At 68.0% G+C, this 22,562-nt stretch carries 23 protein-coding genes, 2 tRNA genes and 1 riboswitch; of the genes, 8 read left to right on the top strand and 17 right to left on the bottom strand.

All coding sequences use genetic code 11. The annotated features are described in order from the left end of the window. Window positions 1-63: 63 nt before the first annotated feature. From OG300_RS09130 to OG300_RS09090, 9 genes are read right to left on the bottom strand one after another with little or no spacing between them, the layout of a single operon-like run. On the bottom strand, window positions 64-678 hold the full coding sequence (locus OG300_RS09130; protein WP_405494124.1) for a hypothetical protein: 615 nt from the start codon (window positions 676-678) through the stop codon (window positions 64-66). 45 nt (window positions 679-723) lie between these two features. Next, entirely contained in the window at window positions 724-1,680 is a 957-nt protein-coding gene (locus OG300_RS09125; protein ID WP_405494122.1) for an MlaD family protein, read from the bottom strand. Further along, the gene (locus tag OG300_RS09120; protein ID WP_405494120.1) at window positions 1,677-2,756 is read right to left on the bottom strand and encodes an MlaD family protein; all 1,080 of its coding nucleotides are present in this window, start codon (window positions 2,754-2,756) and stop codon (window positions 1,677-1,679) included. Before OG300_RS09120 ends, OG300_RS09125 begins: the two co-directional genes overlap by 4 nt. Further along, window positions 2,753-3,856, bottom strand: a complete 1,104-nt coding sequence (locus tag OG300_RS09115) for an MlaD family protein (protein ID WP_405494118.1) — start codon at window positions 3,854-3,856, stop codon at window positions 2,753-2,755. Before OG300_RS09115 ends, OG300_RS09120 begins: the two co-directional genes overlap by 4 nt. Beyond that, the gene (locus OG300_RS09110) at window positions 3,856-4,851 is read right to left on the bottom strand and encodes an MlaD family protein (RefSeq protein WP_405494116.1); all 996 of its coding nucleotides are present in this window, start codon (window positions 4,849-4,851) and stop codon (window positions 3,856-3,858) included. Before OG300_RS09110 ends, OG300_RS09115 begins: the two co-directional genes overlap by 1 nt. Continuing rightward, window positions 4,839-5,843 carry an MlaD family protein gene (locus OG300_RS09105; RefSeq protein ID WP_405494114.1) on the bottom strand — a complete coding sequence of 335 codons (1,005 nt, stop codon included), beginning with the start codon at window positions 5,841-5,843 and terminating at the stop codon, window positions 4,839-4,841. The genes OG300_RS09110 and OG300_RS09105 overlap by 13 nt, the downstream gene beginning before the upstream one ends. After that, the gene (locus tag OG300_RS09100) at window positions 5,843-6,892 is read right to left on the bottom strand and encodes an MlaD family protein (protein ID WP_405494112.1); all 1,050 of its coding nucleotides are present in this window, start codon (window positions 6,890-6,892) and stop codon (window positions 5,843-5,845) included. Before OG300_RS09100 ends, OG300_RS09105 begins: the two co-directional genes overlap by 1 nt. Before the next feature lie 4 nt (window positions 6,893-6,896). After that, window positions 6,897-7,760 (bottom strand): ABC transporter permease, encoded by an 864-nt coding sequence (locus tag OG300_RS09095; RefSeq protein ID WP_405494110.1) that lies wholly within the window; start codon window positions 7,758-7,760, stop codon window positions 6,897-6,899. Further along, the gene (locus OG300_RS09090) at window positions 7,760-8,611 is read right to left on the bottom strand and encodes an ABC transporter permease (RefSeq protein WP_405494108.1); all 852 of its coding nucleotides are present in this window, start codon (window positions 8,609-8,611) and stop codon (window positions 7,760-7,762) included. The genes OG300_RS09095 and OG300_RS09090 overlap by 1 nt, the downstream gene beginning before the upstream one ends. Before the next feature lie 177 nt (window positions 8,612-8,788). Between OG300_RS09090 and OG300_RS09085 the strand changes: the two genes are divergently transcribed. Next, the gene (locus OG300_RS09085) at window positions 8,789-9,715 is read left to right on the top strand and encodes an NADP-dependent oxidoreductase (RefSeq protein ID WP_405494106.1); all 927 of its coding nucleotides are present in this window, start codon (window positions 8,789-8,791) and stop codon (window positions 9,713-9,715) included. A 45-nt stretch (window positions 9,716-9,760) separates the two neighbouring features. On the opposite strand, the gene OG300_RS09080 is transcribed toward OG300_RS09085, so the two are convergent. From OG300_RS09080 to OG300_RS09065, 4 genes are all read right to left on the bottom strand, one after another. Further along, complete coding sequence (locus OG300_RS09080; RefSeq protein WP_405494104.1) at window positions 9,761-10,450, bottom strand: hypothetical protein; 690 nt, start codon at window positions 10,448-10,450, stop codon at window positions 9,761-9,763. 300 nt (window positions 10,451-10,750) lie between these two features. Further along, window positions 10,751-10,922: riboswitch (M-box (ykoK) riboswitch) on the bottom strand. Window positions 10,923-10,989: 67 nt separating this feature from the next. Continuing rightward, the gene (locus OG300_RS09075) at window positions 10,990-11,478 is read right to left on the bottom strand and encodes a DUF2231 domain-containing protein (RefSeq protein WP_405494102.1); all 489 of its coding nucleotides are present in this window, start codon (window positions 11,476-11,478) and stop codon (window positions 10,990-10,992) included. Window positions 11,479-11,701: 223 nt separating this feature from the next. Further along, the gene (locus tag OG300_RS09070) at window positions 11,702-12,259 is read right to left on the bottom strand and encodes an SPFH domain-containing protein (protein WP_405494100.1); all 558 of its coding nucleotides are present in this window, start codon (window positions 12,257-12,259) and stop codon (window positions 11,702-11,704) included. Next, the gene (locus tag OG300_RS09065) at window positions 12,232-12,465 is read right to left on the bottom strand and encodes a hypothetical protein (RefSeq protein ID WP_405494098.1); all 234 of its coding nucleotides are present in this window, start codon (window positions 12,463-12,465) and stop codon (window positions 12,232-12,234) included. Before OG300_RS09065 ends, OG300_RS09070 begins: the two co-directional genes overlap by 28 nt. A gap of 356 nt (window positions 12,466-12,821) precedes the next feature. Between OG300_RS09065 and OG300_RS09060 the strand changes: the two genes are divergently transcribed. The 6 genes from OG300_RS09060 to OG300_RS09035 all read left to right on the top strand — a co-directional run bounded on the left by OG300_RS09060 (window position 12,822) and on the right by OG300_RS09035 (window position 16,321). Continuing rightward, window positions 12,822-12,895, top strand: a tRNA-Arg gene (locus OG300_RS09060). Window positions 12,896-12,924: 29 nt separating this feature from the next. Then, window positions 12,925-13,003, top strand: a tRNA-Glu gene (locus tag OG300_RS09055). Between the two features lie 186 nt (window positions 13,004-13,189). Beyond that, the gene (locus OG300_RS09050; RefSeq protein ID WP_405494096.1) at window positions 13,190-14,374 is read left to right on the top strand and encodes a Rieske 2Fe-2S domain-containing protein; all 1,185 of its coding nucleotides are present in this window, start codon (window positions 13,190-13,192) and stop codon (window positions 14,372-14,374) included. Window positions 14,375-14,582: 208 nt separating this feature from the next. Then, window positions 14,583-15,080: a PRC-barrel domain-containing protein gene (locus tag OG300_RS09045; RefSeq protein WP_405494094.1), complete on the top strand. Its 498-nt coding sequence runs from the start codon at window positions 14,583-14,585 to the stop codon at window positions 15,078-15,080. A gap of 39 nt (window positions 15,081-15,119) precedes the next feature. Next, window positions 15,120-15,401 (top strand): hypothetical protein, encoded by a 282-nt coding sequence (locus OG300_RS09040; protein WP_405494092.1) that lies wholly within the window; start codon window positions 15,120-15,122, stop codon window positions 15,399-15,401. Beyond that, window positions 15,398-16,321, top strand: a complete 924-nt coding sequence (locus tag OG300_RS09035; RefSeq protein WP_405494090.1) for an LGFP repeat-containing protein — start codon at window positions 15,398-15,400, stop codon at window positions 16,319-16,321. Before OG300_RS09040 ends, OG300_RS09035 begins: the two co-directional genes overlap by 4 nt. Window positions 16,322-16,387: 66 nt before the next feature. Here the strand turns inward: OG300_RS09035 and OG300_RS09030 are convergent, their stop codons facing one another. Then, window positions 16,388-17,815 (bottom strand): glycosyltransferase family 39 protein, encoded by a 1,428-nt coding sequence (locus OG300_RS09030; RefSeq protein WP_405494088.1) that lies wholly within the window; start codon window positions 17,813-17,815, stop codon window positions 16,388-16,390. Window positions 17,816-18,126: 311 nt separating this feature from the next. On the opposite strand from OG300_RS09030, the gene OG300_RS09025 reads away from it, so the two are divergent. Beyond that, window positions 18,127-19,368, top strand: coding sequence for a lipase family protein (locus tag OG300_RS09025; RefSeq protein ID WP_405494086.1), 1,242 nt, complete (start codon window positions 18,127-18,129; stop codon window positions 19,366-19,368). Here the strand turns inward: OG300_RS09025 and OG300_RS09020 are convergent. Genes OG300_RS09020 through OG300_RS09010 form a run of 3 tightly spaced genes read right to left on the bottom strand, consistent with a single transcriptional unit; the run spans window position 19,340 to window position 22,514 of the window. Beyond that, window positions 19,340-20,626, bottom strand: coding sequence for a sensor histidine kinase (locus OG300_RS09020; RefSeq protein ID WP_405494084.1), 1,287 nt, complete (start codon window positions 20,624-20,626; stop codon window positions 19,340-19,342). The genes OG300_RS09025 and OG300_RS09020 overlap by 29 nt on opposite strands. Beyond that, window positions 20,623-21,315, bottom strand: coding sequence for a response regulator transcription factor (locus OG300_RS09015; protein WP_405494082.1), 693 nt, complete (start codon window positions 21,313-21,315; stop codon window positions 20,623-20,625). Before OG300_RS09015 ends, OG300_RS09020 begins: the two co-directional genes overlap by 4 nt. Continuing rightward, window positions 21,312-22,514: a DUF1501 domain-containing protein gene (locus OG300_RS09010; protein ID WP_405494080.1), complete on the bottom strand. Its 1,203-nt coding sequence runs from the start codon at window positions 22,512-22,514 to the stop codon at window positions 21,312-21,314. Before OG300_RS09010 ends, OG300_RS09015 begins: the two co-directional genes overlap by 4 nt. Between the last annotated feature and the right edge of the window lie 48 nt (window positions 22,515-22,562).

Raw genomic sequence — 22,562 nt, 5'->3', positions numbered from 1 at the left:
GCACCGCTTGCGGGCGGATTATGCTTTACGGCAAGGGATTTCGTGACCCGATCCGTCACTTGATCATTTCGCGGGGAGCGCGTTCCGCAGGCCCCCGACATCGGTGATCTTCCACCCCGAGGCCCGGTCGATGGTCAGCGAATAGGTGACGGTGGTCTGTGCGCCGTCGGGTGTCTGGGCGCTGGTGGAGGTGACGTTCAAGTAGGCATTGACCTTGAAAACGCCGTCGGCCTCCGAAACCACGGTGGCCGAGAGCGGCGTCGCCTTCGACGTCCATTGCAGGGGCAGCAGAATCTGTTCGAGCTGCGCGGCGGTGGCGTCGAACTTCGCCGACAGCTGCGGCGTGGTGCCCGCTTGCAGGCGGCCGATCCAACCCTTCACGTCGTGGTAGTCGATGGTGGAGGCGCCCAGGGCGTAGTCGGAGGCGATCTGCTCGGCGTGCCGGTCGGTGGATTCCTTGGAATCACGGTCGGCCAGTGTGGAATTCGCCGACAGATACAGTCCCGCGAACACGAGCGTCGCGGCGGCGAGGGCCGCGATGACAATGCCCGTGAGGACGGTCGACAATCGGATCGACAACGTCCGTGGATCGCGCCCGCCGAGCCGCGGCTTCGGCCCGGCCGCTCCGGATTGCTCGACGTCCTGGGCGGTGTCGGCTGCTTCGACGACGGTACTCATATGCTCCCCTTCCGCCGGATCCCGCTGAGGCGGTGGATGATCCGGCTATTTCACTCCGATTCGGAAATGCAGTGCGCCATCGGACCCGATGCTCTGCAACGCCTGGTCGATGAGTGCGCTGATATCGAGCGCGGGCGCGCGCCGCACCGCCGCCGCGACCATCGGTTCCAGCGCGGGCCCCAGTGGCGCGATGCCGGGCCCGATCTTGTCCAGCAGGTCGGTGAGCTGTTTGAGGAACGGCACCAGGCCGTCCCCGGTGAAGTAGTCGGCGACCGGGCGCGCCTCGACCAGCTGAGAACCGTTGGCCACGATCTGGTTCAGCACGACGCCGAACTCCCCGAACTTCGGTCCGGCATCAGCCATGGACGGCCCGAGCCAGTCGATATTGCCGCCGAGCGCCTGGACGTCGGCGAAGAGCTGCCGGATCGAACCGGTCCGGCTGAGCAGGGCGGCGGCCAGCAGGGTCGTCGAGCGTTGCAGCGTGGCCATGGCGTCATCGGTGCCCGCCAGCGCCTGATCGAAGGTGCCGACGAGGCTCGAGATCGCCTCGGGGTGCAGCTGTTTCATCAACTCGACCAGTCGCGCCGACAGGGCGGTGATGGTCATCGGCATCCGCACCCGGTCCGTCGCGACGACCTGACCGTCCGTCAGATACGGCCCGGCACCGGAAGACGGCGCGAACTCCACATACGGCTCCCCCAGCGCCGAAAGCTGTTCGATGCGCACCTCACTGGACACCGGGATCCGATACCGGTTGTCGATGCGCAGCCGCACCAGCACCCCGCTGGCCTGCTTGCTCACCGATTCGGTGCGCCCGACCTGGATGCCCGACAACAACACCGGCGCATTGCGCCCCAGCCCACCGGAATCACTCAACCGCAGTTCGGCGGTCAGATAACTCCGGCGCGGATCCAGGTGCAGCACCCCGATCGACATGTACACGATGCCAAGCACCAGCACGGCCGCGATGGCCGAGAGTGAGGCGGTGGCGCGGAGATTCATCGAACCACCCCGATCATGCGCAGCGCGTCCACGATTCGCGCGGTCTGCTCCCCGGCGGGCAGCACCGGTACGTCCGCCTGCGGTGTCGCCGTCACGCCGACCAGGTTCAGCTTCGGTCCGTGTTCGGCGAAGGGCAGCAGACGATTCTCGATGAGATCGGTCAATTGCTTCATGTTCGAGGGCGAATCCGTGTCGAGGGGATGGTTGCCGAACAGCATCGGCACCACCGCGCGCATGGTGCCGTCGAGTGATGTCAGCAGCGGCCCCAGCCACTGTGCGGCGGGCGCCAGCGGGCCGAGCGAGGTGAGCACGAAGATCACGCCGATCTGGGCGTTGATCGAATCGGTGGTGTGCTGAACGCCGTAGGGCGTGAGTAGATCGTCGAGCGCGGCCTGATTGTGTTGCAGGCCATCGACAGTCGTGGCCTGCAAGCCGTCGAGCACGGCGTCCACCGAGTCGAGGTGACCGCCCAGATCGGTGAGGTCCGAGCCCAGGATGTCCGCGATGCGCGCGGTGTCGGCCGGGTCCGCAGGCATGACCGCGTTCATCTTTCGCACGATGTCCTGAATGTCGGTGACCGCCCCGCTGCCGATGAATGTGGACAGTCCGGCCAGAATGTCCTCGATCGACGGCGCCTGCGCCGTGTCGGCGATCGGGATGGTCGCGCCCGGTTGCAACTGTGCCGCAGCCGGTTTCGCCGGTTCGGTGAGAGCGATGTGCACATCGCCGAGCGGTGTCGCCTGCCGCAGTTCGGCGGTCGTCCCGACCGGTAGCCGCACCGAATCGCGCACGGCGATATCGGCGATCACGTAACCGCGGCGCGCGGGCACCGTCGGCGTCGCGAGGACCGGGTCGACGAGGGTGACCTTGGTCAGCTGGCCGACCCGCACACCGTCGGCGATCACCTTCGCACCCTGAGGCAGATTGAGCACGTCGGCGAACTCGATCCGCAACCGATAGGTCGGACCACCCACCCCGGCTCCGGGCACCGGCAGGTCGGCGGGCTGGAAATCGCATGCCGTGGCGGTCAACAGCACGGTGAGGCAGACCAGGACCCGGCGGCGCAACGGCTTCATCTCGCGCTCACCCCCGCCAGCAGCAGCGGCAGCGCGGGCACCGTGACGGCGCCGCTGCCCGAGGTCTGACACCGCTGCCCGGTCAGGGCCTGCACGGCCACGCACACCTGCGTCGTATCCTGATGGGCCAGAGCGATTTTCGGCGGCGTGTACCCGATGGTCAGCTGCCCCGACGCCGGATCCCGCGCACCCGTGAATCCGGCGGCGATGGCCGGTGCCATCGAGATCACCTGCGCCAGCGAGCCCGCCCCGGACGCGATCAGGCGCGCCAGATCCGGGATGGCGTTCAGCGAGCGCAAGGCGGGCGAACCGAACATCATGATCGCGTCGTTGGCCTGCGGCAGCACCTGCGCGAGCGCACCCACCAGTTCGATGATGGGCGGGAACGCGAGAGTGTCGATATCGCCGAAGGTCTGCGCCAACCCGGTCACCGACTGCTGCACCGTGCCCCAGTTGCCACGCGCCCGGTGGGCGAGTTCGCTGAGCGCGTCGAGCAGGCTTCCGACATGCCCGATGGCGGCGTCCGGCGCCGCCAGCGCCCGGCTCAGTTGCAGGATGATCGCATTGATCTGCGCACCCGAGCCGACGGTAGCGGTGTCGAGGGTATCGAGTCCCGAGCCCAGGGCGCTGCGCTGCGCGGGATCCCCGGCACCGTTGAGCTTGTCCATGAGACCGGCCAGCGCCTGAAAGGTCTCCGAAAGACTCTTGGGTGTCAGGGTTTTGGCGATGCAGTGCGCTGCGTCCCAGCCGGGCCCGGCCGGTTCGTCGCCGATGAGCGCGAGCTTGCGGTCGGCGACCAGGGTGTCGCTGACGGTGACCGCCCCGACGTCCAGGGGCAGCCTGCGATCCGCGCGCACGGTGAAACGCACTCGGGCCGAACCGTTCTCGGGCTCGATGCCGGTGACCGTGCCGACCGGCACGCCCATGACGGTGACGGCGCTGCCCTGATAGAGGCCGATACTGTCGGGCATGTCCGCGCAGTAGGTGTGCACCGGCGGTGTCGGTTTGCTCAGCTTCAATCCCACCGCACCGGCCAGTACCAGGGTGGCGACGACCACCGCGGACATCAGGCCGCGTGAACCCAGAATCCGATGCAGCATCAGCACCCGCCCCCGGGAACGGGCACGCACACCGTGAGCGCGGACTGATCGACGCTCACCCCGCCGCCGTCGGGCAGCAGTGGAAGCAGTCGTTGTTCGAAGGCGCGCAACGAATCCAGCAGCGTGCCCAGCCGCTGCCCCAGCTCCTGAAGTTTCGGCACCGCGTCCGCGAGCGGCTGGGCGCGCTGCTTCAGCGAGTCGTCCCAGGCCCGGCCCAGCGGCGTCAGATCGTGCAGCACCGCGGCGAGATCCTCGAGCGACTGCGCGACCTGGACCTTGTTGTTCTGCACCAGCGACTCCAGGGTGCCGAAGGTGGTGAGCAGGCGGGCCAGCACGTCGGAATTCCGGTTCAGCGCGGTGAGATATTCGTCGGCGATGGACAGGGTCCGGGAGACGTCGGCGTTCTGTTTGTTCAGCACGCCGGTCAGATCACCGGCGGCCTGAATAGCGGTCCGCAGTGAGTCCGGGCTCTTGCCCAGCGAGGTGGCCACGGCGTCGAGGTCGCGGCGGAAGGTGTCGCCGTCGATGCGCCGCACCGGTGTCACCGCGTCCTGGAAGGCCTGAGTCAGGTTGTAGGGCACGGTGACCCGCTCCTCGGGGATGACCTTGCCGCCCAGTGGCGTGGTGCCCGCCGGCTGGACCGCCACGTAGTAGCCGCCGACCACGGTCAGCATGCGGATGTCGAGGGTGGTCTGATCGCCGAGGAAGGTGTTCTCGGCGACGGTGAAGCGCATGCGGACCCGATCCGGCAGCAGTGTCAGCGCGCTGACCTTGCCGACCGGAATGCCCGCGACTCGCACGTCGTCACCGGGGCGGATCGCCCCGGCCTGGGACACGTCGGCGGAATAGGTGCGCTGCGCGGAGGTTCCGGTGAGATAGACGGCCGTGACGGCGACCAGCAGCAGGACGACCGCGCCGATCCCGGCCAGACCCCAGCGAATATCGTTGGCGGGCAGCCCCTGTCCGGTGCGGGTCGTGCGCCTCAGGAATGGCATAGCACGATCCTCTGTCCGGCGATCAGCAGGCGAAACGGCTCGGGGGCTTGGGCGTTGCCGTGCGCGCAGGTCATGGTGGCGTCGGGCCCGGTGCGCGGCACCGCGACGGTCATGGCGTCGATCAGTCCGGGCAACCGCTGGAATACGTCCACCGCCTGCTGCGGGCTCGGAAACGCCTGGCGCAGCACGGCATCGAGATCGCGGCCGCTGTCGCCGGTGACCCCGGCGACGGTCAGCATGTCCCGGATCGGTTGCAGCACCGGCGGTATCTCGATCGAGAAGCTGATCAGGCCGGGAAGCTTGTCGGTGATGGTGAGGAACAGGTCGGTCAGGTTGGTCAGCAGCGCGATCGTATTGCCGGACTTGCCACCCAGATGGTCGGCGATCTGCCCCAGATTGCCGACCAGCGTGGAGATCACCGCCTGCCGGTCGGAGGCGTAGCGGCTGAGCTTCTCGATCCCGTCCAGCGCGGGCCCCAGCCCGTTGCCGTCGCCCTGGATGACGGCGAGCATGCTGGCCGCGAACTGGTTGAGGTCATCCGGCGACAGCTGCGCCAGCACCGGCTGCAAGCCCTTGAACAGCGTGGTGATGTCGAATGCGGGAACAGTCTCGGTGACTCCGAACACCGCCTTCGGATCACGTTGGCCCGCGGGCTGATCCGGCTGCTCGATATCGAGGTAGCGGAAGCCGGTGAGGTTCTGGAAGCGAATGGCCACCTTGCTGTTGGCGAACACCGGGCGCGCACGGCTGACGGTGAAACGCACGCGCGCCTGCGCACCGTCGAGTTCGACCGTGCCCACCTTGCCGACCTGAACGCCATAGAGGCGAACATCGTCGCCCGCGCGCAGGCCGTTCGCATCGGTGAACAGCGCTGTGTAGGTGCGGGTTTCGCCGCCGACGGGACGCTCCACCACCCGGAAGACGCCGACGAGCACCACGACCATCACCGCGGTGGCGATCGAAACACGCAGTAGCAGAGCACGAGTCGTCATCAGTGCCCGCCCTGCGAAGTTGCGAGCAGATCCGCCAGTGGACCGGCCAATCCGGGTGCCACATCGAGTTCGACAGCCAGATTCAGCTCCGGACCGTCGGGGGTCTCGTGAAAGGCATCCGTGAGCCGGGTCAGCAGCTCGCTCAACTGCTGTGCGGACTGCTCGGGAGTGCTGATCGAACCCGACAACTGGTCGAGCAGCAGCGTCCCCAACGGCAGCAATCCCGCGAAATAGCCGCGCGAGAGGGCGAGCATCCCGGTGGCGACCGGCAGCAGCTGGTTCTGCACGTCGGACCACATCTGCCCGAAACGTGCCAGATGCTCGGGGGTTTGGAGATAGCTGTTCGCGTACGACGCGTGCAGCACGTCGATGCCTCCGGTCAGTATGGGCGGCAGCCCGGTCAGCACCGAGCCGAAACGGTCGAACAGCAGATCCGGTGGCAGCTGCTGGGTTTCGGCGAAGGCCCGGGCGGTCGCGCCCAGCGCCCGCAACAGCGGCGTGAACGCACTGACGTCGTGCGAGACCTTCGCGAGCACATCGGAGAGTTCGGGTGTCAGCACCTCGCCGGTGAGGCGGCCGGTCGACTTCAGCAAGGCCGCCAGGGTGGCGTCGCGTACGCCGCCGGGGTCGGCGGTGAGATCCACCGTCGTCCCGTCGGTGAGCGCGGATCCACCGGCATTCGGGTGCAGTTCGACCGCGCTGATCCCGAACAGATTGCCCGGCACGTAGTCGACGGTCATCGAGTTCGTCAGGCCGAAGAGCTGAGAACGGTTCAGGCGCAACTCGATTCGCTGCCCGGCCGCCCCGGCCGACTCGATGCCGCCGACCGACCCGACCTGGACACCGTCGAGGCGCACATCGGTTCCGGCGGCGACGCCCTCGCCCACCTGGGAAACCAGCAGTGCGACATGCAGATCCGCCGGATCCTCCCGTTCGGGCAGCACCCGCCAGGCGGTCACGCCGAGCACGGTCAGCACGATGGCGCAGGCCCCGAGCACCCGGGCGCGTCGCGGCCCGACCTCGGTGCCGGGCAGAGCATAGGCAGGCATGGCATCACCCGGTGAAAGAGATCGGAGACTGGAAGCCCCACAGCACGATGGTCGCGACCATGTCGAGGGCGATGATCGACACCAAGCTGGCGCGAATGGCCCGCCCGGACCCGATCCCGACCCCTTCGGGGCCGCCGGTCGCGAAATAGCCCTGGTAGCAATGGATCAGGACGACCGCGACCGCGAACACCATCACCTTGATGGTCGCGGCCACCACATCCCAGCCCACCACGAACTGGTCGAAGTAGTGGTTGTAGGTGCCCGTAGGGGTGCCGTGCACGGTGGTCACGATCAGCGCGCACGAGTAGTAGCTCAGGATCAGCGCCACCACGAATGCCGGCGCGACAGCGACGATTCCGGCGATCACCCGGGTGGTCACCACGAACGGCACCGAGCGGATGCCCAGCGATTCCAGCGCGTCGATCTCCTCGGAGATGCGCATGGAGCCGATCTCGGCGGTCATCCGGCAGCCGGCCTGTGCGGCGAATCCGACACCCGCCGCGATCGGCGCGAGCTCACGGGTCACCCCGAACGCGGAGATGAGACCGCTCAGCTGTCCCAGCGCGAGCAGGTTGAGCGCACTGAAAGCCTCGATGCCGATGGACGCGCCCATGGCCGCACCCAGCAGCAGCATGAGTGGCACCACGCCACCGCCGATGATCACCGACCCGCGACCCCAGGTCATATCGGTGATCACCATGATCGTCTGCCGCCGGTAGTGCACCAGCGTGTACGGCACCGACGCCACCACCTGCCACACGAAACCCAGGACGAATCCCAGCGATTCGATGGGACCCCACGGCCGCAGGCGGCCGCGGAACCGGCTCGCCCAACGGAGTCCAGCCGGGGTGTACGGGGCTGCGGCCATCACGCCATCCTGACCGGAATGAACATGGTGACCACCTGGGTGATCACGGTATTGAGCACCGCGACCGCGGCCACCGACATCACCACCGCGGCGTTCACGCCGTCGGCGACGCCGCGCGGACCGCCCTTGGCCTCGAGCCCGCGCTGACAGGCGATCACCACCACCAGGAACCCGAAGATCAGCGATTTCAGCAGCGACACCCAGATATCGAGCGGGGTGGTGAACGCGCCGAACGACTGCCAGTAGCTGCCCGGCGTGACGTTCAGGGCCGCCACCGCGACCGCGAAACCCGAGGCGATGCCGACGAAGATGATCAGCACATTGAGCAGCGGCGCCACCAGCATCATCGCCGCGATCCGCGGAACCACCAGGCGCTGAACGGGATCCACGCCCATCACGCGCATGGCGTCGACCTCCTCGCGGATGGTTCGCGCGCCCAGGTCCGCCGCGATGGCCGCCGCGCCCGCGCCACCGAGCAGCATGGCGGTCGCCATCGGCGCGCCCTGCTTGATGACACCGAGCCCACCGGCCGCGCCGATCATGGAATCCGCGCCCAGCTGGGACACGATATTGCCGACCTGCGCGGAGACGATGACGCCGAACGGAATCGCCATCAGCACACTCGGTATCGCGGTCACCCGAATCAGGAACCAGGCCTGGGCGAGGGTCTCGTGCACCTGGAATCGCAGCCGGGCGGCATCCTTCGCGCCGATGTAGACGGCATCGATTCCGATCCGCAGGGCCCGGCCCAGCGTGGCCACGCTCGACAGCACGGTCTCGGCGAAATTCCGGCGCAGGACCTGTCCCGCACCTGGTGTTCCGCTCGACGATTCGTCGCTGGCCCGTGTCACGCGGCAGAACGTATCATGACCTGAACCACATTCTGGACACTATTCCAGAAATCTGTTCGGTCTCATGCGCGACAGGTGTCAGGTTCTCGTCGTCGATGACGGATCATCAAGCGACACTGCATGTTCCTCGCCGAAGCGGTGCTTGAAGTTGCTGCGCGGACGCTGAAGACTGCCCCTATGAAAGCGCTACGCATCCATCACCGCGGCGGCCCCGAGCTGTTGGTCGTCGAAGACGCGCCTCTCCCCCGGCTCGCGACCGGCGACGTGCTCGTTCGGGTCGAGGCGGCCAGCTTCGTGCCCGACGAACTCGACTGGCCCGGCACCTGGACCGATCGCGCGGGCCGCGACCGCGCACCGTCGATCCCCGGACACGAGATCGTCGGCACCGTCACCGAAGTCGGCTACGGCAGCACCGGATTCGAGGTCGGCGACCGGGTGTGCGGGCTCACCGACTGGCACCGCGACGGGTCGATGGCCGAGTACACGGCGGTCGAAGCCCGCAACCTGGCGCTGCTGCCGAACACCCTCGACACCGACCAGGCCGCCGCCCTGCCCCTGGCCGGACTCACCGCCTGGCAGGGGCTTTTCATCCACGGCAGCCTGCGACCCGATCAGTCCGTCCTGGTGCACGGCGGCGCGGGCGGCACCGGCTCTCTCATCATCCAGCTCGCGAAACACGCAGGCGCACAGGTCATCGCCACAGGTCGCCCGAATGCCGAGAAGCTGGTCGCCGACCTGGGCGCGGACCGCTTCATCGACCTCACCGAAGACCCCGAACTGTCCACGGCGGGCACGGTGGACCTGGTCTTCGACACCATCGGCGGCCCCCTCCTCGAACACTCCGCCGCGGTGGTGAAGCCCGGCGGCACCCTGGTTTCGATCACCGCCCCGCCCCCGATCGCTCCCGCCGACGGCCGAGCCGTCTTCTTCATCGTCGAGCCCGACCGCGACCAGCTCCGCGAACTCCTCCGGCTCGCCGCCGCAGGCGACCTCCGCCCCCAGGTCGGCGCGGTGCACGACCTCGACCACGCGCGGGAAGCGTTCCTGCGCAAGCGAACCGGCCTGCCGGGCAAAGCTGTCGTACATATCGCACCGTCGAGGTAGCGTGGCCCGACCTTTTCGGCGGTAGCGGCGAGATTCCGATCGCCCTCACATCGCCGCCACTTCCGCCGGAGAGACCTGAGCGGCGGCGGGGGCCGCGGGGACGTTGAGTCGTTGGAAGAACTGGATCGCGCTCACGATCCCGACGGGGAGGCCGATCAGTACGGTGCCCGCGGCCGCGCCGAGGGCAGCGCCCGCAGCGGCTCCGGCGAGACAGCCACCGACCCAGCCCGGTACGAAGATCGGGGTCATCAGTGCGGCGGGCACGATGGCGCCCAGGACGCAGCCGCCGACGCCACCGACCAGGGTGCCGATCAGGGCTCCGACGCCGGTGGCCAGGCCGAATTGGGTGCCGGCCGCGGCCAGGGCGGAGTCGAAATCGGCCTGCTGGTCGACCGGTTGCAGCATGGTGATCGGCTTGGCCAGGGCGGCGTCGGCGCTCGGGGTGAGGGTCGCGGTATTACCGTCGATGGTTGCGGCAATCGGGAACTGCTGACCGTCGATGCCGTAGGCCAGGGGCAGAGTGGCGGCTACCGCGCCGGTGGGGTCGAGGACCTCGAATCGGCCGTCACGGGTCGAGAGGCTGCCCTGATCGGTGTGCACCACAACGGATTTGCCGACTGTCCTCGCGGTCCAGTCGATGCCGGGTGCGGGAGCCGCGGTCGCGGCGGGGATGTCGCAGACGAGTGCGCCGAGGGTGACAGCGGTGATCGCGGCGAGGGTGGTGAAGTTTCTCATCGGTGAATCAACCTTCGAATTTCGGGTTCGGTGAATTCGAATGGGGTGAAAAGGCCAGCACGAATTACACGGCCGCGCAACGGTAATGCGGACGCGTCGAGGGTCGCGAATCAACGCGACGGGAATTTCCGGTCAGGCTCGTGTGGCGTGTTTCCACCCGCAATCGGGTGAGTGGAACGAGTGACTCGGATACGGACTGTCGCCGGGGGCCATGGGTCGTCCTCACCTCCTCGCGGCCGGGGCGCACGGGGGCGCCGTCACGGATGCACACGAGGATTCCGCGCAGGCAGACGCCTCGCGCGGGCACCTCTCTCGTCAGAGCTTCGGCACTGCACGACGTATCCCGCTGCGCGGGAAGCCACTTCGGGTGACCCCTTAATCCGGGGAAACCTGTCCTAACCCTGGGCGTCTCTCGACGTCGTCGGATCAGTGGCCTGTGTTCGTACAGGAGCCTCACCTAGCGAGGTGCTGTAATTACGTCGCACAGCTTTGCATTACGAAGCCCTATTCGTCAATTTTCCGATTCACGAGAAGTCCGATTACTGCTTCGGCGCTTCGCGTGCCGGTTTCGCGGACACGCCGTGCCATACCGATCGAGAGCCGGACTCCCCGATCCGATACACCTGCACCGTGGCCGCGACACTCGCCGCGATCGCCAGCACCGCGACAGCGCCCACGAGCACCCGCGACAGCGCCCGCCCACGCGATTCGTACACGTGAACCACCGCCATCAGCACCGCCACGATCAACAACCCGGCCGCGAAGTAGATGAACGTGTCACCGAGATGAGTGTGGGTGCGCAGGTCCGGATTTCGCCCGACCCGCTTCTCCAGCCACTCGCCCGCATCCGTGGTGATCGGGGTGAGAACCGCCACGAAGGCGGCCAGCACGAGGTTGAGCCAGACCAGGCGGCGACGAGCCGCGGGCCACAGCGCGGACAGGATCACCAGCACCGCGGTCAACGGTGCCAGCACCACGATGAAGTGCACGAACAGGATGTGGGCCGGAAGGCCGTTGAGCGTCGACATCGGGAACTTTCTCTGGGCAGACCGGACGCGGCCCAACCTTGCACATATCCGCTGAGAACGCGCTGAGATCGCTGCCGAACGTCGAACGGCTTCGCGCGAAACGCCTCGGAGGGCCGACCCCAGCCCTACTGACGCGGTGCGGGCCGTACCGCGTCCACGATTTCGGTCAGCTGGGTGATGATGCCGGTCAATCCCGTGGCGTCGCCACCGATTTGGACGGACTTCAGTTCGGTGGGGGTGGGGAGGTGGTCGACGATGGCGGGGAGGGATTGGACGAGTTGGGCCTGGATGTTGGTGGCGGTGCGGCTGTTGGCGTTCTCGATGCCGAGCTTGTCGTGTTCGCGGGCGGTGCGGCGGAATTGCTCGACGGCGTCGCGGTCGAAGCGGGCGGCTTCGTTGCGGTGTTCGACGAGACCACCGCCTCCTTGATCTGCACGGTGACGATATTGAGCCCGAGCCCGCGATCGTTGCGGGCGTCGTCGCTGCCCTCGGCGACGGTGCGCAGCCGGGCGGTGAGCTCCTCGATGATGGGCTGCTTGTCACTGAGTACGTCACGCACCGCCATGGTGGAGACCTTGTCCTTGATCGCCGCCTCGGCCTGCTCGCGCAGTTGCACGTTGACCAGCCGCATCGGATCCTCGCCGTCGGAGAAGTCGAGTTTGCGGTAGGCGGTGGCGAAGTCGTCGATGATCCACTGCACATAGCCCTGGACCAGGACGCCTTGCAGTTCCTTACAGATGCAGTAGGCGTTGATCAGGATGGTTTGAATCGCGCCCGGCACCACCAGAACCCGGTGATCCGCACATCGACCGGCGCGGGCCCGGAGGCTTCGCGCACCGGCCCGATGCGCCCGGCGCGTTTGCTGACCGCACTGCGACCCGACGGGCCGTTCCCGTCGGACCATCCCCCCGAGCTCGACCGCAGATCCTCTTCCAATGCCGCCTGCTGCGCGACCACTTGATCGAGATATTTGTTCTTCGCTGCCATGCACGCACGCTACTTGCACAAATCGCTGTGGCCCAGCGGTATTCGAGGCAGGCAGCGATCAGCCCCGGCAGACGCGGGACGGTGATCCCCCGAATAATTCGGTACCGCTCGAGCGGACGCCCTGTTAGCGTTCATGTCAGCACCGACACCGGGACGACAGAAAGGCAAGGCAATGGAATACTTCACCGCTGAGCGCCTTCCGTCCGAACGGTTTTCGCCGCGGCGCGGTTATCGCCTGCTCGGCCCGTAGGGGTTGTTCCCCTGATTCCCGGGCCGTATCCCCGGCGGAGCTTCCGCCGATGGAACGGCCCTTTCTCGTTTCCTCCCAACGCCGTTCGCGGCCGGGAGTCCGAAACGCCTTCGTAGCTCAACGGATAGAGCACCTGGTTTCGAGCCAGGGTTGTTGGAGGTTCGAATCCTCTCGAAGGCTCGCTCCCTGCCGCCCCCACGACAGGCAATGGCGCAGTTGCTCTGATGGTTACGGGCAGTCCGGCTTTCACCCGGGCCTTCGTCGGTTCGATTCCGATCTGCGTCACCACCGATATATGGCAGCGCACTCCCAGTAGTGAACTGGGACACTGATGTTCACCGTGCCGGACGCGCTGCCAGCCCCGATGCCGCTGCGGTCCCCGTTTCACAAGGTTCGATAATTTGCGTAGCTGAATGCTTGCCTCGAAGCTGAGTCTGTTCCGAATGTGTTGGCGCAGTGGGTAGGTAGGCAACGATGGCAACGACTCCACCGAGACAGACGCACAAGGTTCGCGAGATCGACGTGGGCAGTCTGCCGACTCGATTCGCGCGGGGGTGGCACTGCCTCGGGCTGGCCGCCTCCTTCCGTGACGGAAAACCGCATTCCATCGAGGCTTTCGGCACCAAACTGGTGGTGTGGGCCGACCAGGCCGGTGAGCTGCAGGTGCTCGACGCCTACTGCCGTCACCTCGGCGGCGACCTGTCCATGGGCGAGGTCAAGAACGGGGATATCGCCTGCCCGTTCCACGATTGGCGCTGGAACGGGTCGGGCAAATGCTCCGAGATCCCGTACGCACGCCGCGTGCCGCCGCTGGCGCGCACCCGGGCGTGGACGACGCTCGAGCGCAATGGCCAACTGTTCGTCTGGCACGACCACGAGGGCAATCAGCCCGCACCCGAGGTCACCATTCCGCTCATCGAGGGCCCGTTCCTCGAAGACGGCAGCACCAGTCCCGAATGGACGCCGTGGACCTGGAATTCACTGCTCATCGAGGGCGCGCACTGCCGCGAGATCGTCGACAACGTCGTGGATATGGCGCACTTCTTCTACATCCACTACGCGTTCCCGATCTTCTTCAAGAACGTCTTCGAAGGTCACGTCGCCACCCAGTACCTGAAGACCAAGCCGCGCCCGGATATCGGTTTCGCCGCGGAATACGGTGACACCGTGCTGATTTCGGAGGCGTCGTACTTCGGCCCGTCGTACATGGTCAATCCGCTGACCAACAATTTCGGCGGCTTCGAGATCGAAAGCGTCCTGATCAACTGCCACTACCCGGTCAGCAACGACGCGTTCGTGCTGCAGTGGGGCATGACCCTGCACAAGCCCGCCGGGCTGCCCGACGACGCCGCGGACATGCTGGTGTCGAAGATGGAAGAGGGCATCAGCGTCGGCTTCCTACAGGACGTCGAGATCTGGAAGCACAAGTCCAAGATCGACAATCCGCTGCTGTGCGAGGAGGACGGCCCGGTCTACCACCTGCGCCGCTGGTACGAGCAGTTCTACGTCGACGTCGCCGACATCGACCCGAAGTCGGTGCAGCGCCTGGAATTCGAGGTCGACACCAGCAAGGCCAACGCGGCCTGGGAGCAGGAGGTCGCCGGCAACCTCGCCGAGCGCGCCGAACTCCAGGCCGCCACCGAGGCCGCGCAGAGCTGACCTCCCTCCGAGCACGGCCCGCCGAGGGTCATCGATTTCGGTGACCCTCGGCCCGATGCCGACATGTCTCGTCCGATTCGGGCCGATATCGCGGCGCCCGCGGCGGGCCGCTGGAAGTTAGCTGACTGTTTAGGACCGCCCACACCGGGTATTGGCCGAACGCAGCACGTTGGTTCCGGATCGTTCCCTTCCAGCAAGAGGAGAGATCATGGCGACAACCACGTTGGAATCGCTGATCGGCTGCGTCGTGCGGGATGCCGCCGGCGCGGAGATCGGCAGGGTCGAAAACTTCTACGTAGACGACGAGTCCGGTGACCCGACCTGGGCGTCGGTCTCGACCGGCGCGGGCGGCGGCCGCTCGCTCATGCCTCTGACCGGCGCGCAGTACCGAGCCGAGGACAACTCCCTGAGTGTGCGGGTCGACCGCGACCAGGTGCGCACGGCACCGCATCTCGAGCACGACGGCCACCTCGATCCGCAGGCCGAACAACAACTGCTCGCCTACTACAGCAGTGGGCAGCGCACGCACAGCGAGGCCATGGGTGATCGCCGCATCCAGCAGGCCGCGGACGCGCCGATGACCTATGGCCACGGCGAGTCCGAGGGTTTGCTGATCTCGGAGGAGCGTCTGGTGGCGGGCACGGTGCGCAAGGAGCGCATCGAGACCGAGCGCCTCGAGAATCGCGGAAACCACGAGGGTGCTTGATCTTTCGTCTTCCCATACGGCTCATGACCAGGAGGAATCATGGAATGGCTGCTGGGTCTGCTCGGCGGTGTGATCGGTGGCGGAATCGGTGGTGCGCGCAGCCCGTTCGGGCCCTTCGCGCACGGCCTGATCGGCGCGGTCGGTGGCGGGATCACCGGCGCGATCATCGAAGCCAGCACGGGTAGCGGATTGGATTTCGGTCAGATTCTCGCTCAGGTCGCCGGTGGCGGCGCGGTGGGCGCGTTGTTCTCGGCGGTGCTGGGTCTGGCGACCAGGTCCCGGGGCGGCGCGGCCAAGCCCAGGGCAGGAGCGGCGCGATGACGCACTGGAGGAAATCGTTGCGCGGCGCGGCCGTGCTCACCGGTCTGCTCCTGGCATCGGGCACCGGTCTACTGCTCGGTCCGGTCGCGACGGCGCAACCGTCCGGCGCACAGGCCGCGATCGACGCCCACTATCAGGACAAGGGCGGAGCATCGTCACCGCTCGGCCAGAAGTCCGGGGCCGCATACACATTCGGTCCCGAGGGCGCGGCCCAGGACTATCAGGGCGGCAAGATCATCTACTCCGCCGGTACCGGCGCGAAGGTGATGTACGGGGCGATCCTCGACAAGTACCTCGCACTCGGCGGCGCGGATGCCGGACTCGGTTATCCGACCAACGACGAGTCCGATGCGGCGGTCGCGGGCACCGCGCGGTTCAGCGAGTTCTCCGCACCCGACGGCGCGACCATCGAGTGGAGTCCGCAGAACGGCGCGTGGCTGGTGCGCGGCCCGATCCGCACCGCGTGGTCGCATCTGCACGCCACCGACGGGGTCATGGGTGCGCCCATGGGTGACACCACCCTCGCCAATGGCGTGTACAGCCAGATGTTCCGCGGCCAGGGCGGCGATCCCGTCCAGGTGCAGTGGAGCCAGGCCGGCGGCTTCGTGACCACCCCGTCCGATATCGCCGGACAGCTCAGCGGTCTCGACGTCGCCACGCCGGGCGCTCCTCCCGGAGCATCGGTGGCGGCAGCCGCGAGCAGCGGTTCCAGCTCGCGCGGGATGTGGTGGGCGCTGCCCATCGGCCTCGTGATCGCCGCTGCCGCAGGCGGTCTCGCCGCGCTGATCGGGAAACCTCGTTCGGCGGTGGGCACGGCACCGATGGCGGCCCCGGCCGGGGCCGGCACCCGCACCACCGGATCGCACCTAGCGACCCGCAGTGAACGGACGCACCCGTTCACGCTCGGCGGCGCTCGCTGACGCAGCCGACCCGCCCCGCGGTGGACACCTCCACCGCGGGGCAATGGTGTTCGAACCGAAAGTCGTTCAGCCGAGGCCCTGTAGGTGTGGCCAGATCGTGGTCCAGGGTGCGCGCGGGGTGCAGCGGAACAGCGGGGCGTGCTGTTCATCGTTGTGGATGCCGAGGCCGTTGTCGAGGCGGCCTATCAAGGTGGGGGCCAGGCAGATTCGGTCGACAGTCGTCTGCGGCAGCCCGATCGTGAGCACCTGGGACGATCCGGGCGGCGGACCCCAGTACCAGTACGAGTTGTGCCCGCTGTGCGGGGTCGGCAGGCCGTAGGGTGAGCCGTAGCGCTCGATCGCGCCCGCCTCGCCGTAGTTGGCGGTGAGCAGTTCGGCGGTCGGGGCGTAAGTTGTTCGGGCGTCGGCGATTTCGCGAACGTAGGTGGGCCAGCCGATGGTTTCGGCGGCGTCGTAGTTCACCGCGCGCAGCACGCTGCTGCGCTGCGCGGTGGTGGGCAGCACCGGCAAGAACAGCACCGCGGCGACCACGGCGCTCACTGTCAGTACCGAAACCGCTGCGGGCCAGTACTTCCGGTGCCCGGCCAGCCAAGCTGCCACCGGCACGGCCGCGGCAGCCTCGAGCACCGGGTACATGCCGCCGAGGTAGTAGGCCTTGCCACCGGCCGCCAGGAAACCCGCGAACAGCACCACGTAGGTCACCGCGAAGGCGCGCCAGCGCGGCTGCTTCCACAGCCGCCACCATCCGAATGCCCACAGCGGCACCAGCAGTGGTCCCATCAGGCCCAGTTGCAGCACCACGAACTGCACCCGCGTGCTCGAGGTGCCCGACGAACCACCGGCGATCGATCGGCTCAACCGCCACTGCGGCCACCCGTGCTGGCCCTGCCACCACAGGTACGGCAGCCACATCGCCACCGCGATCCCGACCGCCAGTGGAAAGTACCTGGTCACGAAGCTCTTTCGCGGCCCCACCGCCAGCAGGGCCGCCACCAGCACGGCCACCGGCAAGGCCAGCAGCGCCTTGTTCAGCAGTCCGGCACCGACGACCGGTCCCAGCGCGAGCCACCAGCGCGGATCGGCGTCCGCGCGCAGCAGCTTCAGCACCAGCAGCACGATCACCGACCAGGCGGCCAGGTCGAAGGTCGCGGTGCTCAGCAGATGCCCGGTCGCCATGACGATCTCACTGGCCGCCACCGCGCCCGCCGCCAGTGCCCGCGCGGCGCGCCCGCCACCGAACTCCCCCGCCATCCAGCCCGCGCACAGCACCACCAGGGTGGCCGCGAGGATCGACGGAACCCGCAGCAGTAGCAGCGAATTCGGGTCGATCGCCGACAGCGCCCGCGCGAGCATCGGGGTCAGCAGCGGCTGGTCGGGATAGCCCCAGGCCGGATGCCGCCCGGCCGCCAGGAAATACAGCTCGTCACGGTGATACCCGTAGCGCTGCGAGCACGCACCCAACACGCCTGCGAACACGGCCGCGATCAACCACACAGCTGGACTGTGCCATTTCCGCCCGAAACGGACAATGTGGAATTCACCCGAATTCGTGTCCCGCGTGACCAATCCACCGGCGGTCCGGTCCCGATACTCTACTGTCCGGTCCGAATGTTTTGCCGTAGTTGGCCGGGTTGCCGTCATTTTCCGACGAAGAGGAGTCGATCAGTGCCCGCTATCCTTCTCGCCATTGCCACCGTCGTTCTCGGGTTCTTCCACAGCCAAAACGACAATCCGCCCGAAATGCCCAGCCCGGTGCCGCACACCACGATCAGCTGACGCGCCGGGCCCCGGAAATGCAGTCCAGCATGGGCATTCCGCTGGTTTTCGCACGATCCCTACTACGCGGCGGCGCTCTCGTGGGCACCGCCGCACTGCTGCTCACGCTCGGTGTGGGCGCAGCGACGGGACGACCCGATCCCGTCCAGCCCGCCGACGACCCGTTCTATTCGGCTCCCACCGACCTCGCCCAGCACTCGCCCGGCGCGATCCTGAACCGGCGCGAGATCTCCATGTTCGGTCTGCCGCTTCGGATGTCGACGTGGCAGCTGCAATACCGGACCACCGGCCCCGACGACCAGCCGATCGCCGCCGTCGCCACGGTGCTTTCCGCCGCGATGCCCTGGACCGGTCCGGGCGCTCGGCCGCTGCTGTCGTATCAGATCGCCGAGGACAGCCTCGGCACCCGCTGCGCGCCGTCGTTCGCCCTGCACGGTGGCCGAGATTCCGCGATCTCCAGCACGGTGATCGAGACGCCGTTCGTGCTCGACGCACTGCGGCGCGGCTGGGCGGTGGTGGTGCCGGATTACGAAGGGCCCGAATCACGATTCTTCGACGGCGTGAACTCCGGCCGCGCCGTGCTGGACGGCATCCGCGCCGCCCGCACCTTCACTCCGGCCGGGCTGAGCACCGCGAGCCCGATCGGCGCGTTCGGGTATTCGGGCGGCGCGTTCGCCACCCTGTGGGCCGCCCAGCTGCGCCGCACCTACGCACCGGAACTCCCGATCGCGGGGATCTCCGCGGGCGGTGTTCCGGCCGACATCGCGACGATCGCCCGCAATGCCGACGGTGGCGCGCAAGCGGGGCTGAGCATGCTGATCATGCTGGCACTGATCAGAAACGCTCCCGGCTCCGAGCTGGCGGCGCTGCTGAACGAACGTGGCAGAGCCGCACTGACTTCCGAGTCCACCGCCTGCGGGATAGAGCTGCTCAGCCGGTACACCACCACGCACGTCGACGATTTCGCCAAGACACCCGAACTGCTCTCGCATCCGCTGTTCCTGGCGGCCGCGCGGCGGCAGGAACTCGGCGGCACCGCCCCGGACATGCCGCTGTACCTGTATCACGGCACCAGCGACGAGGTCGTTCCGGTCGCGGGATTCGACGCCCTGCTGCACCGGTACTGCGATGCGAAAACGACTGTCCTGGCGCGTCATTCGTCGGCGGTCGGCCACAACGGCACGGCGATAGCCGAAGCGCCGGGCGGAATGGCGTTTCTGGCAGATCGGTTCGCCGGAGAAGCTATCGAGCCCGGCTGCCGGGTGTCGTGAGCGGCAGGCCGAGGGTGGCGACCACGCCGCCGCCCTCGGCGGGTTCGATTGTCGCGGAACCATTGTGGGCGCGCGCCACCCACTGCACCAGTGAGAGCCCGATGCCGTGGCGGCCGCCCGCGCCGGTCTCGCCGCGTGCGAACGGATCGGCCAGGTTCGGGTCCAGGCCCGGCCCGTGATCGCGTACCGTGACCGCACCGTCCGCCACCGTCACCTCGATTCCGTTGCCGCCGTGCACGATCGCATTGTCGATAAGGTTTCTGACCGCCAGCGCCAGCAGGTCCGGGTCGGCCGCCACCACGGTCGGTTCGGTGCGCAGGGTCACCTCCGCGCCGGATTCGGCGACCACCCCCTCCACCAGCTGATCGAGGTGCAGGCTCTGTAGATCCAGTTCCCCGAGTCCGGATTCGGTGCGGGTGCGCGCCAGTAGCCCGGTGACCAGGCGACCCATTCGGTCGGTGAGCGCGCGGGCATCGGTCACCGCACGCCGGGTGTCGGCCGGATCGCGCAGTGCCGCATCGAGATACAGGCGCAGCGTCGCCAGTGGCGTGCGCAGTTCATGGGAGGCTTCGGACAGGAATCGCTCCTGCTCGTCGAGCATGCGCAGCGCCGGGCGCATGCTCACCCCGGACAGTAGATGCCCGGCGAGCGCGGCCAGCGCCACCAGTGTCGCGCCGCCGAGTTCCAGGGCGAGCACCAGCTTGCGGTGATCGCGCCCGCCAGGGCCGGGATCCGCGCCCGCGACCACCACCGCGCCGACCTCCCCCTTGTCGTTCCACACCGGTTCGCCGGCGACGCGGACAGCCGCACCGGCGCGATCGGTGCGGTCGTGCCACGCGGTGTCACCGTTGGCGGCGACCTCACGGGCGAGCGGGGTCATATCGGCGGGCAGTTCATTGCGCTTGTGCGTGAACGCTTCTCGCCACAGACCCGAGGCGTCCCGCACCAGCACCGTGACCGGTCGTGAGCCGTCCGAGAGGTCCTCGTCGGAGCGCACGGCCTCGAGGTCGGCGGATCCGTCCTCGGCCCAGTACACCTCACGCGCCAGACCGGTGACCACTCGATCGATGCGGCCGTCGAGCGCAGTGTCCCGCGAATTCGCGTCGATGCGCGCGGCGACCGCGCCCAGCACGATGAGACAGGCCGCGGTCAGCGCGGTGAACAGCGCGGTCAGCAGCCACCGGGTGTGGCGCAGGCGCTGTGGCGTGCCCGAGCGGCGCGACGCCGGGGTGCGAGCCGACCGGCGGAGTCGAATCATGGCCGCCCGATGGTGAAGCCGACGCCGCGCACGGTATCGATGAGGGGCGGATCGCCGAGCTTGCGGCGCAGCTGACCGATGATCACGTCGACGACATTCGAGATGGGGTCGGCCATTTCGTCCCAGCAGCATTCGATGAGTTCGCTGCGACTGACGACCGTGCCCGCGCGGGATGCGAGCAACTCCAGCACGCTGAACTCCTTGCGGGTCAAAGTGAGCAGGGTGCCCGCCCGGTGCACGCGATGGCGGGGCCGGTCCACCTCGAGGGTGCCGACCACGATCCGGGTGGGTGCGGGCGGCTCCTGGCGGCGGCACAGCGCGTTCACCCGGGCCGAGAGCTCGTCCATGGCGAACGGTTTGACCACGTAGTCGTCGGCGCCCTGCGCGAACCCACCGAGCCGATCGGCCAGCCCGTCGCGGGCGGTCAGGATCAGCACCGGTGTGCGCTGCCCGGATTCGCGGTGGGCGCGAATGAGGTCGAGCCCGTCGCCGTCGGGCAGGCCGCGGTCGATGACCAGGCAGTCGTACCTGTTCATCGCGAGCTTCAGATCCGCGTCCGCGTAGTCGCGGGCCAGATCGACCGCGAAACCGGCCGCACGCAATCCTGCGGCAACCTCGTCGCCGAGACTTCTGTCGTCCTCGCACACCAGCACCCGCACCCGCGCAATTACAGCATCCCGCCGGTTCATCCGGCCACGACACCCGGGATGGGACGGGGATGACCGGGCAGCACCTCGCTGGCGGGGATCGCGAACCAGCTCTCGGCGATGGTCGCGTAGAACTCGGACATATCGACGGTGGCGCGCAGGTTGTCGTTGCCGTCGAGGGCACGCAGCGAGGGCTGCTCGCCGAAGACGCCCGGGTTGGTCGGGCCCAGGACAAGCGCGGTACCGGCCGCGCCGTGGTCGAGGCCGGCCGCGCCGTTGTCGGGCACGCGGCGGCCGAACTCGCTGTAGGCGACGATGAGGACCTGCTCGGCGATGCCGCGGGCGGCCAGATCAACCCGCAGCGCGGCCAGTGAAGCGTCCAGGTCACGCATCAGCGCGGCATAGCGGTCCGGATGCCCGGCGTGCGTGTCGAAGTCCGCGCTCATCGGCACGTGCACCACCTTCAGACCGTGCTGGTCATCAGCCAGCAAACGAGCGGCCAGACGGAGCTGCACGCCCAGGTCACTGTCGGGATAGCCCTCGGCCGCCGGGGTGAGTTTCGCGGCCACGTCCGAGAAGCGCAGTGCCGCAGTGGTTCCCGCCCGGGCTCTCGCCACGGTCGGGGACGCGACCCGGTCCGGATGTGTCATCGCCCGCTGCGCCGTCAGCCAGGCGTCCCGCACGTTCTCATCCGCGAAGACCGGGAACAGGCCGCCCAGTTCATGATCCACCGAGAGCGTGGTGACCTGCGCACATGCCAGGGCCGGACTCGACCCGGCGCCCAGGGCGACCCCGACGGCGGGCGCACCCGCATCGCCGAGGTGATCGCAGAGCCGTCCGAGGAATCCGGTGTCCGGACGCAGGGTGCCCTCCGGATCGCCGGTCTGCCATCGGTGCAGCATCTCGAAGTGCGAGAGATCGGGTTTCGCGGTGCCGACGCCCGGGATCACGGAGACGCCCATCGCGGCGAGCTGCCGCAGTTCCGGGTGCAGTCCGAGCTTGTCGTCGAGGCGGTGCACGCGGTTGGCGTCGATGGCGGTCGTGGGGCGCAGGTCTCGATAGCGGGAATCGGTGTAGGGCACCAGCATCGACAATCCGTCACTGCCACCGGCCATTTCGATCACGAGCAGGCGCCGGCACTCGAGTGCGGCGGCCCGCACCGGCGCATTCGGATGCACGACATCGTCCGGGCCGAAGAATCCGCAGCCCGTGATCCCGCCGACTGCGGCGAGCGCGCCCACGCCCAGTCCTGCCCGCAGAGCTGTTCGTCTGTCTATTCCGAGCATCGA

Source organism: Nocardia sp. NBC_00511, from assembly GCF_045161165.1.
Classification (GTDB): Bacteria; Actinomycetota; Actinomycetes; order Mycobacteriales; family Mycobacteriaceae; genus Nocardia.
Note: the sequence above shows the minus strand (reverse complement) of the source record. Positions and strands in the feature narration are given on the sequence as shown.

What these genes read in the sequence shown, in the direction of transcription:
- OG300_RS09040 (WP_405494092.1), top strand. Translation starts at nt 15,120, where the DNA reads ATGGAATGGCTGCTGGGTCTGCTCGGCGGTGTGATCGGTGGCGGAATC.
- OG300_RS09100 (WP_405494112.1), bottom strand. Translation starts at nt 6,892, where the DNA reads ATGCCTGCCTATGCTCTGCCCGGCACCGAGGTCGGGCCGCGACGCGCC.
- OG300_RS09115 (WP_405494118.1), bottom strand. Translation starts at nt 3,856, where the DNA reads ATGCTGCATCGGATTCTGGGTTCACGCGGCCTGATGTCCGCGGTGGTC.
- OG300_RS09130 (WP_405494124.1), bottom strand. Translation starts at nt 678, where the DNA reads ATGAGTACCGTCGTCGAAGCAGCCGACACCGCCCAGGACGTCGAGCAA.
- OG300_RS09025 (WP_405494086.1), top strand. Translation starts at nt 18,127, where the DNA reads ATGGGCATTCCGCTGGTTTTCGCACGATCCCTACTACGCGGCGGCGCT.
- OG300_RS09050 (WP_405494096.1), top strand. Translation starts at nt 13,190, where the DNA reads ATGGCAACGACTCCACCGAGACAGACGCACAAGGTTCGCGAGATCGAC.
- OG300_RS09095 (WP_405494110.1), bottom strand. Translation starts at nt 7,760, where the DNA reads ATGGCCGCAGCCCCGTACACCCCGGCTGGACTCCGTTGGGCGAGCCGG.
- OG300_RS09075 (WP_405494102.1), bottom strand. Translation starts at nt 11,478, where the DNA reads ATGTCGACGCTCAACGGCCTTCCGGCCCACATCCTGTTCGTGCACTTC.
- OG300_RS09035 (WP_405494090.1), top strand. Translation starts at nt 15,398, where the DNA reads ATGACGCACTGGAGGAAATCGTTGCGCGGCGCGGCCGTGCTCACCGGT.
- OG300_RS09045 (WP_405494094.1), top strand. Translation starts at nt 14,583, where the DNA reads ATGGCGACAACCACGTTGGAATCGCTGATCGGCTGCGTCGTGCGGGAT.
- OG300_RS09105 (WP_405494114.1), bottom strand. Translation starts at nt 5,843, where the DNA reads ATGACGACTCGTGCTCTGCTACTGCGTGTTTCGATCGCCACCGCGGTG.
- OG300_RS09085 (WP_405494106.1), top strand. Translation starts at nt 8,789, where the DNA reads ATGAAAGCGCTACGCATCCATCACCGCGGCGGCCCCGAGCTGTTGGTC.
- OG300_RS09110 (WP_405494116.1), bottom strand. Translation starts at nt 4,851, where the DNA reads ATGCCATTCCTGAGGCGCACGACCCGCACCGGACAGGGGCTGCCCGCC.
- OG300_RS09020 (WP_405494084.1), bottom strand. Translation starts at nt 20,626, where the DNA reads ATGATTCGACTCCGCCGGTCGGCTCGCACCCCGGCGTCGCGCCGCTCG.
- OG300_RS09125 (WP_405494122.1), bottom strand. Translation starts at nt 1,680, where the DNA reads ATGAATCTCCGCGCCACCGCCTCACTCTCGGCCATCGCGGCCGTGCTG.
- OG300_RS09015 (WP_405494082.1), bottom strand. Translation starts at nt 21,315, where the DNA reads ATGAACCGGCGGGATGCTGTAATTGCGCGGGTGCGGGTGCTGGTGTGC.
- OG300_RS09080 (WP_405494104.1), bottom strand. Translation starts at nt 10,450, where the DNA reads ATGAGAAACTTCACCACCCTCGCCGCGATCACCGCTGTCACCCTCGGC.
- OG300_RS09065 (WP_405494098.1), bottom strand. Translation starts at nt 12,465, where the DNA reads ATGGCAGCGAAGAACAAATATCTCGATCAAGTGGTCGCGCAGCAGGCG.
- OG300_RS09120 (WP_405494120.1), bottom strand. Translation starts at nt 2,756, where the DNA reads ATGAAGCCGTTGCGCCGCCGGGTCCTGGTCTGCCTCACCGTGCTGTTG.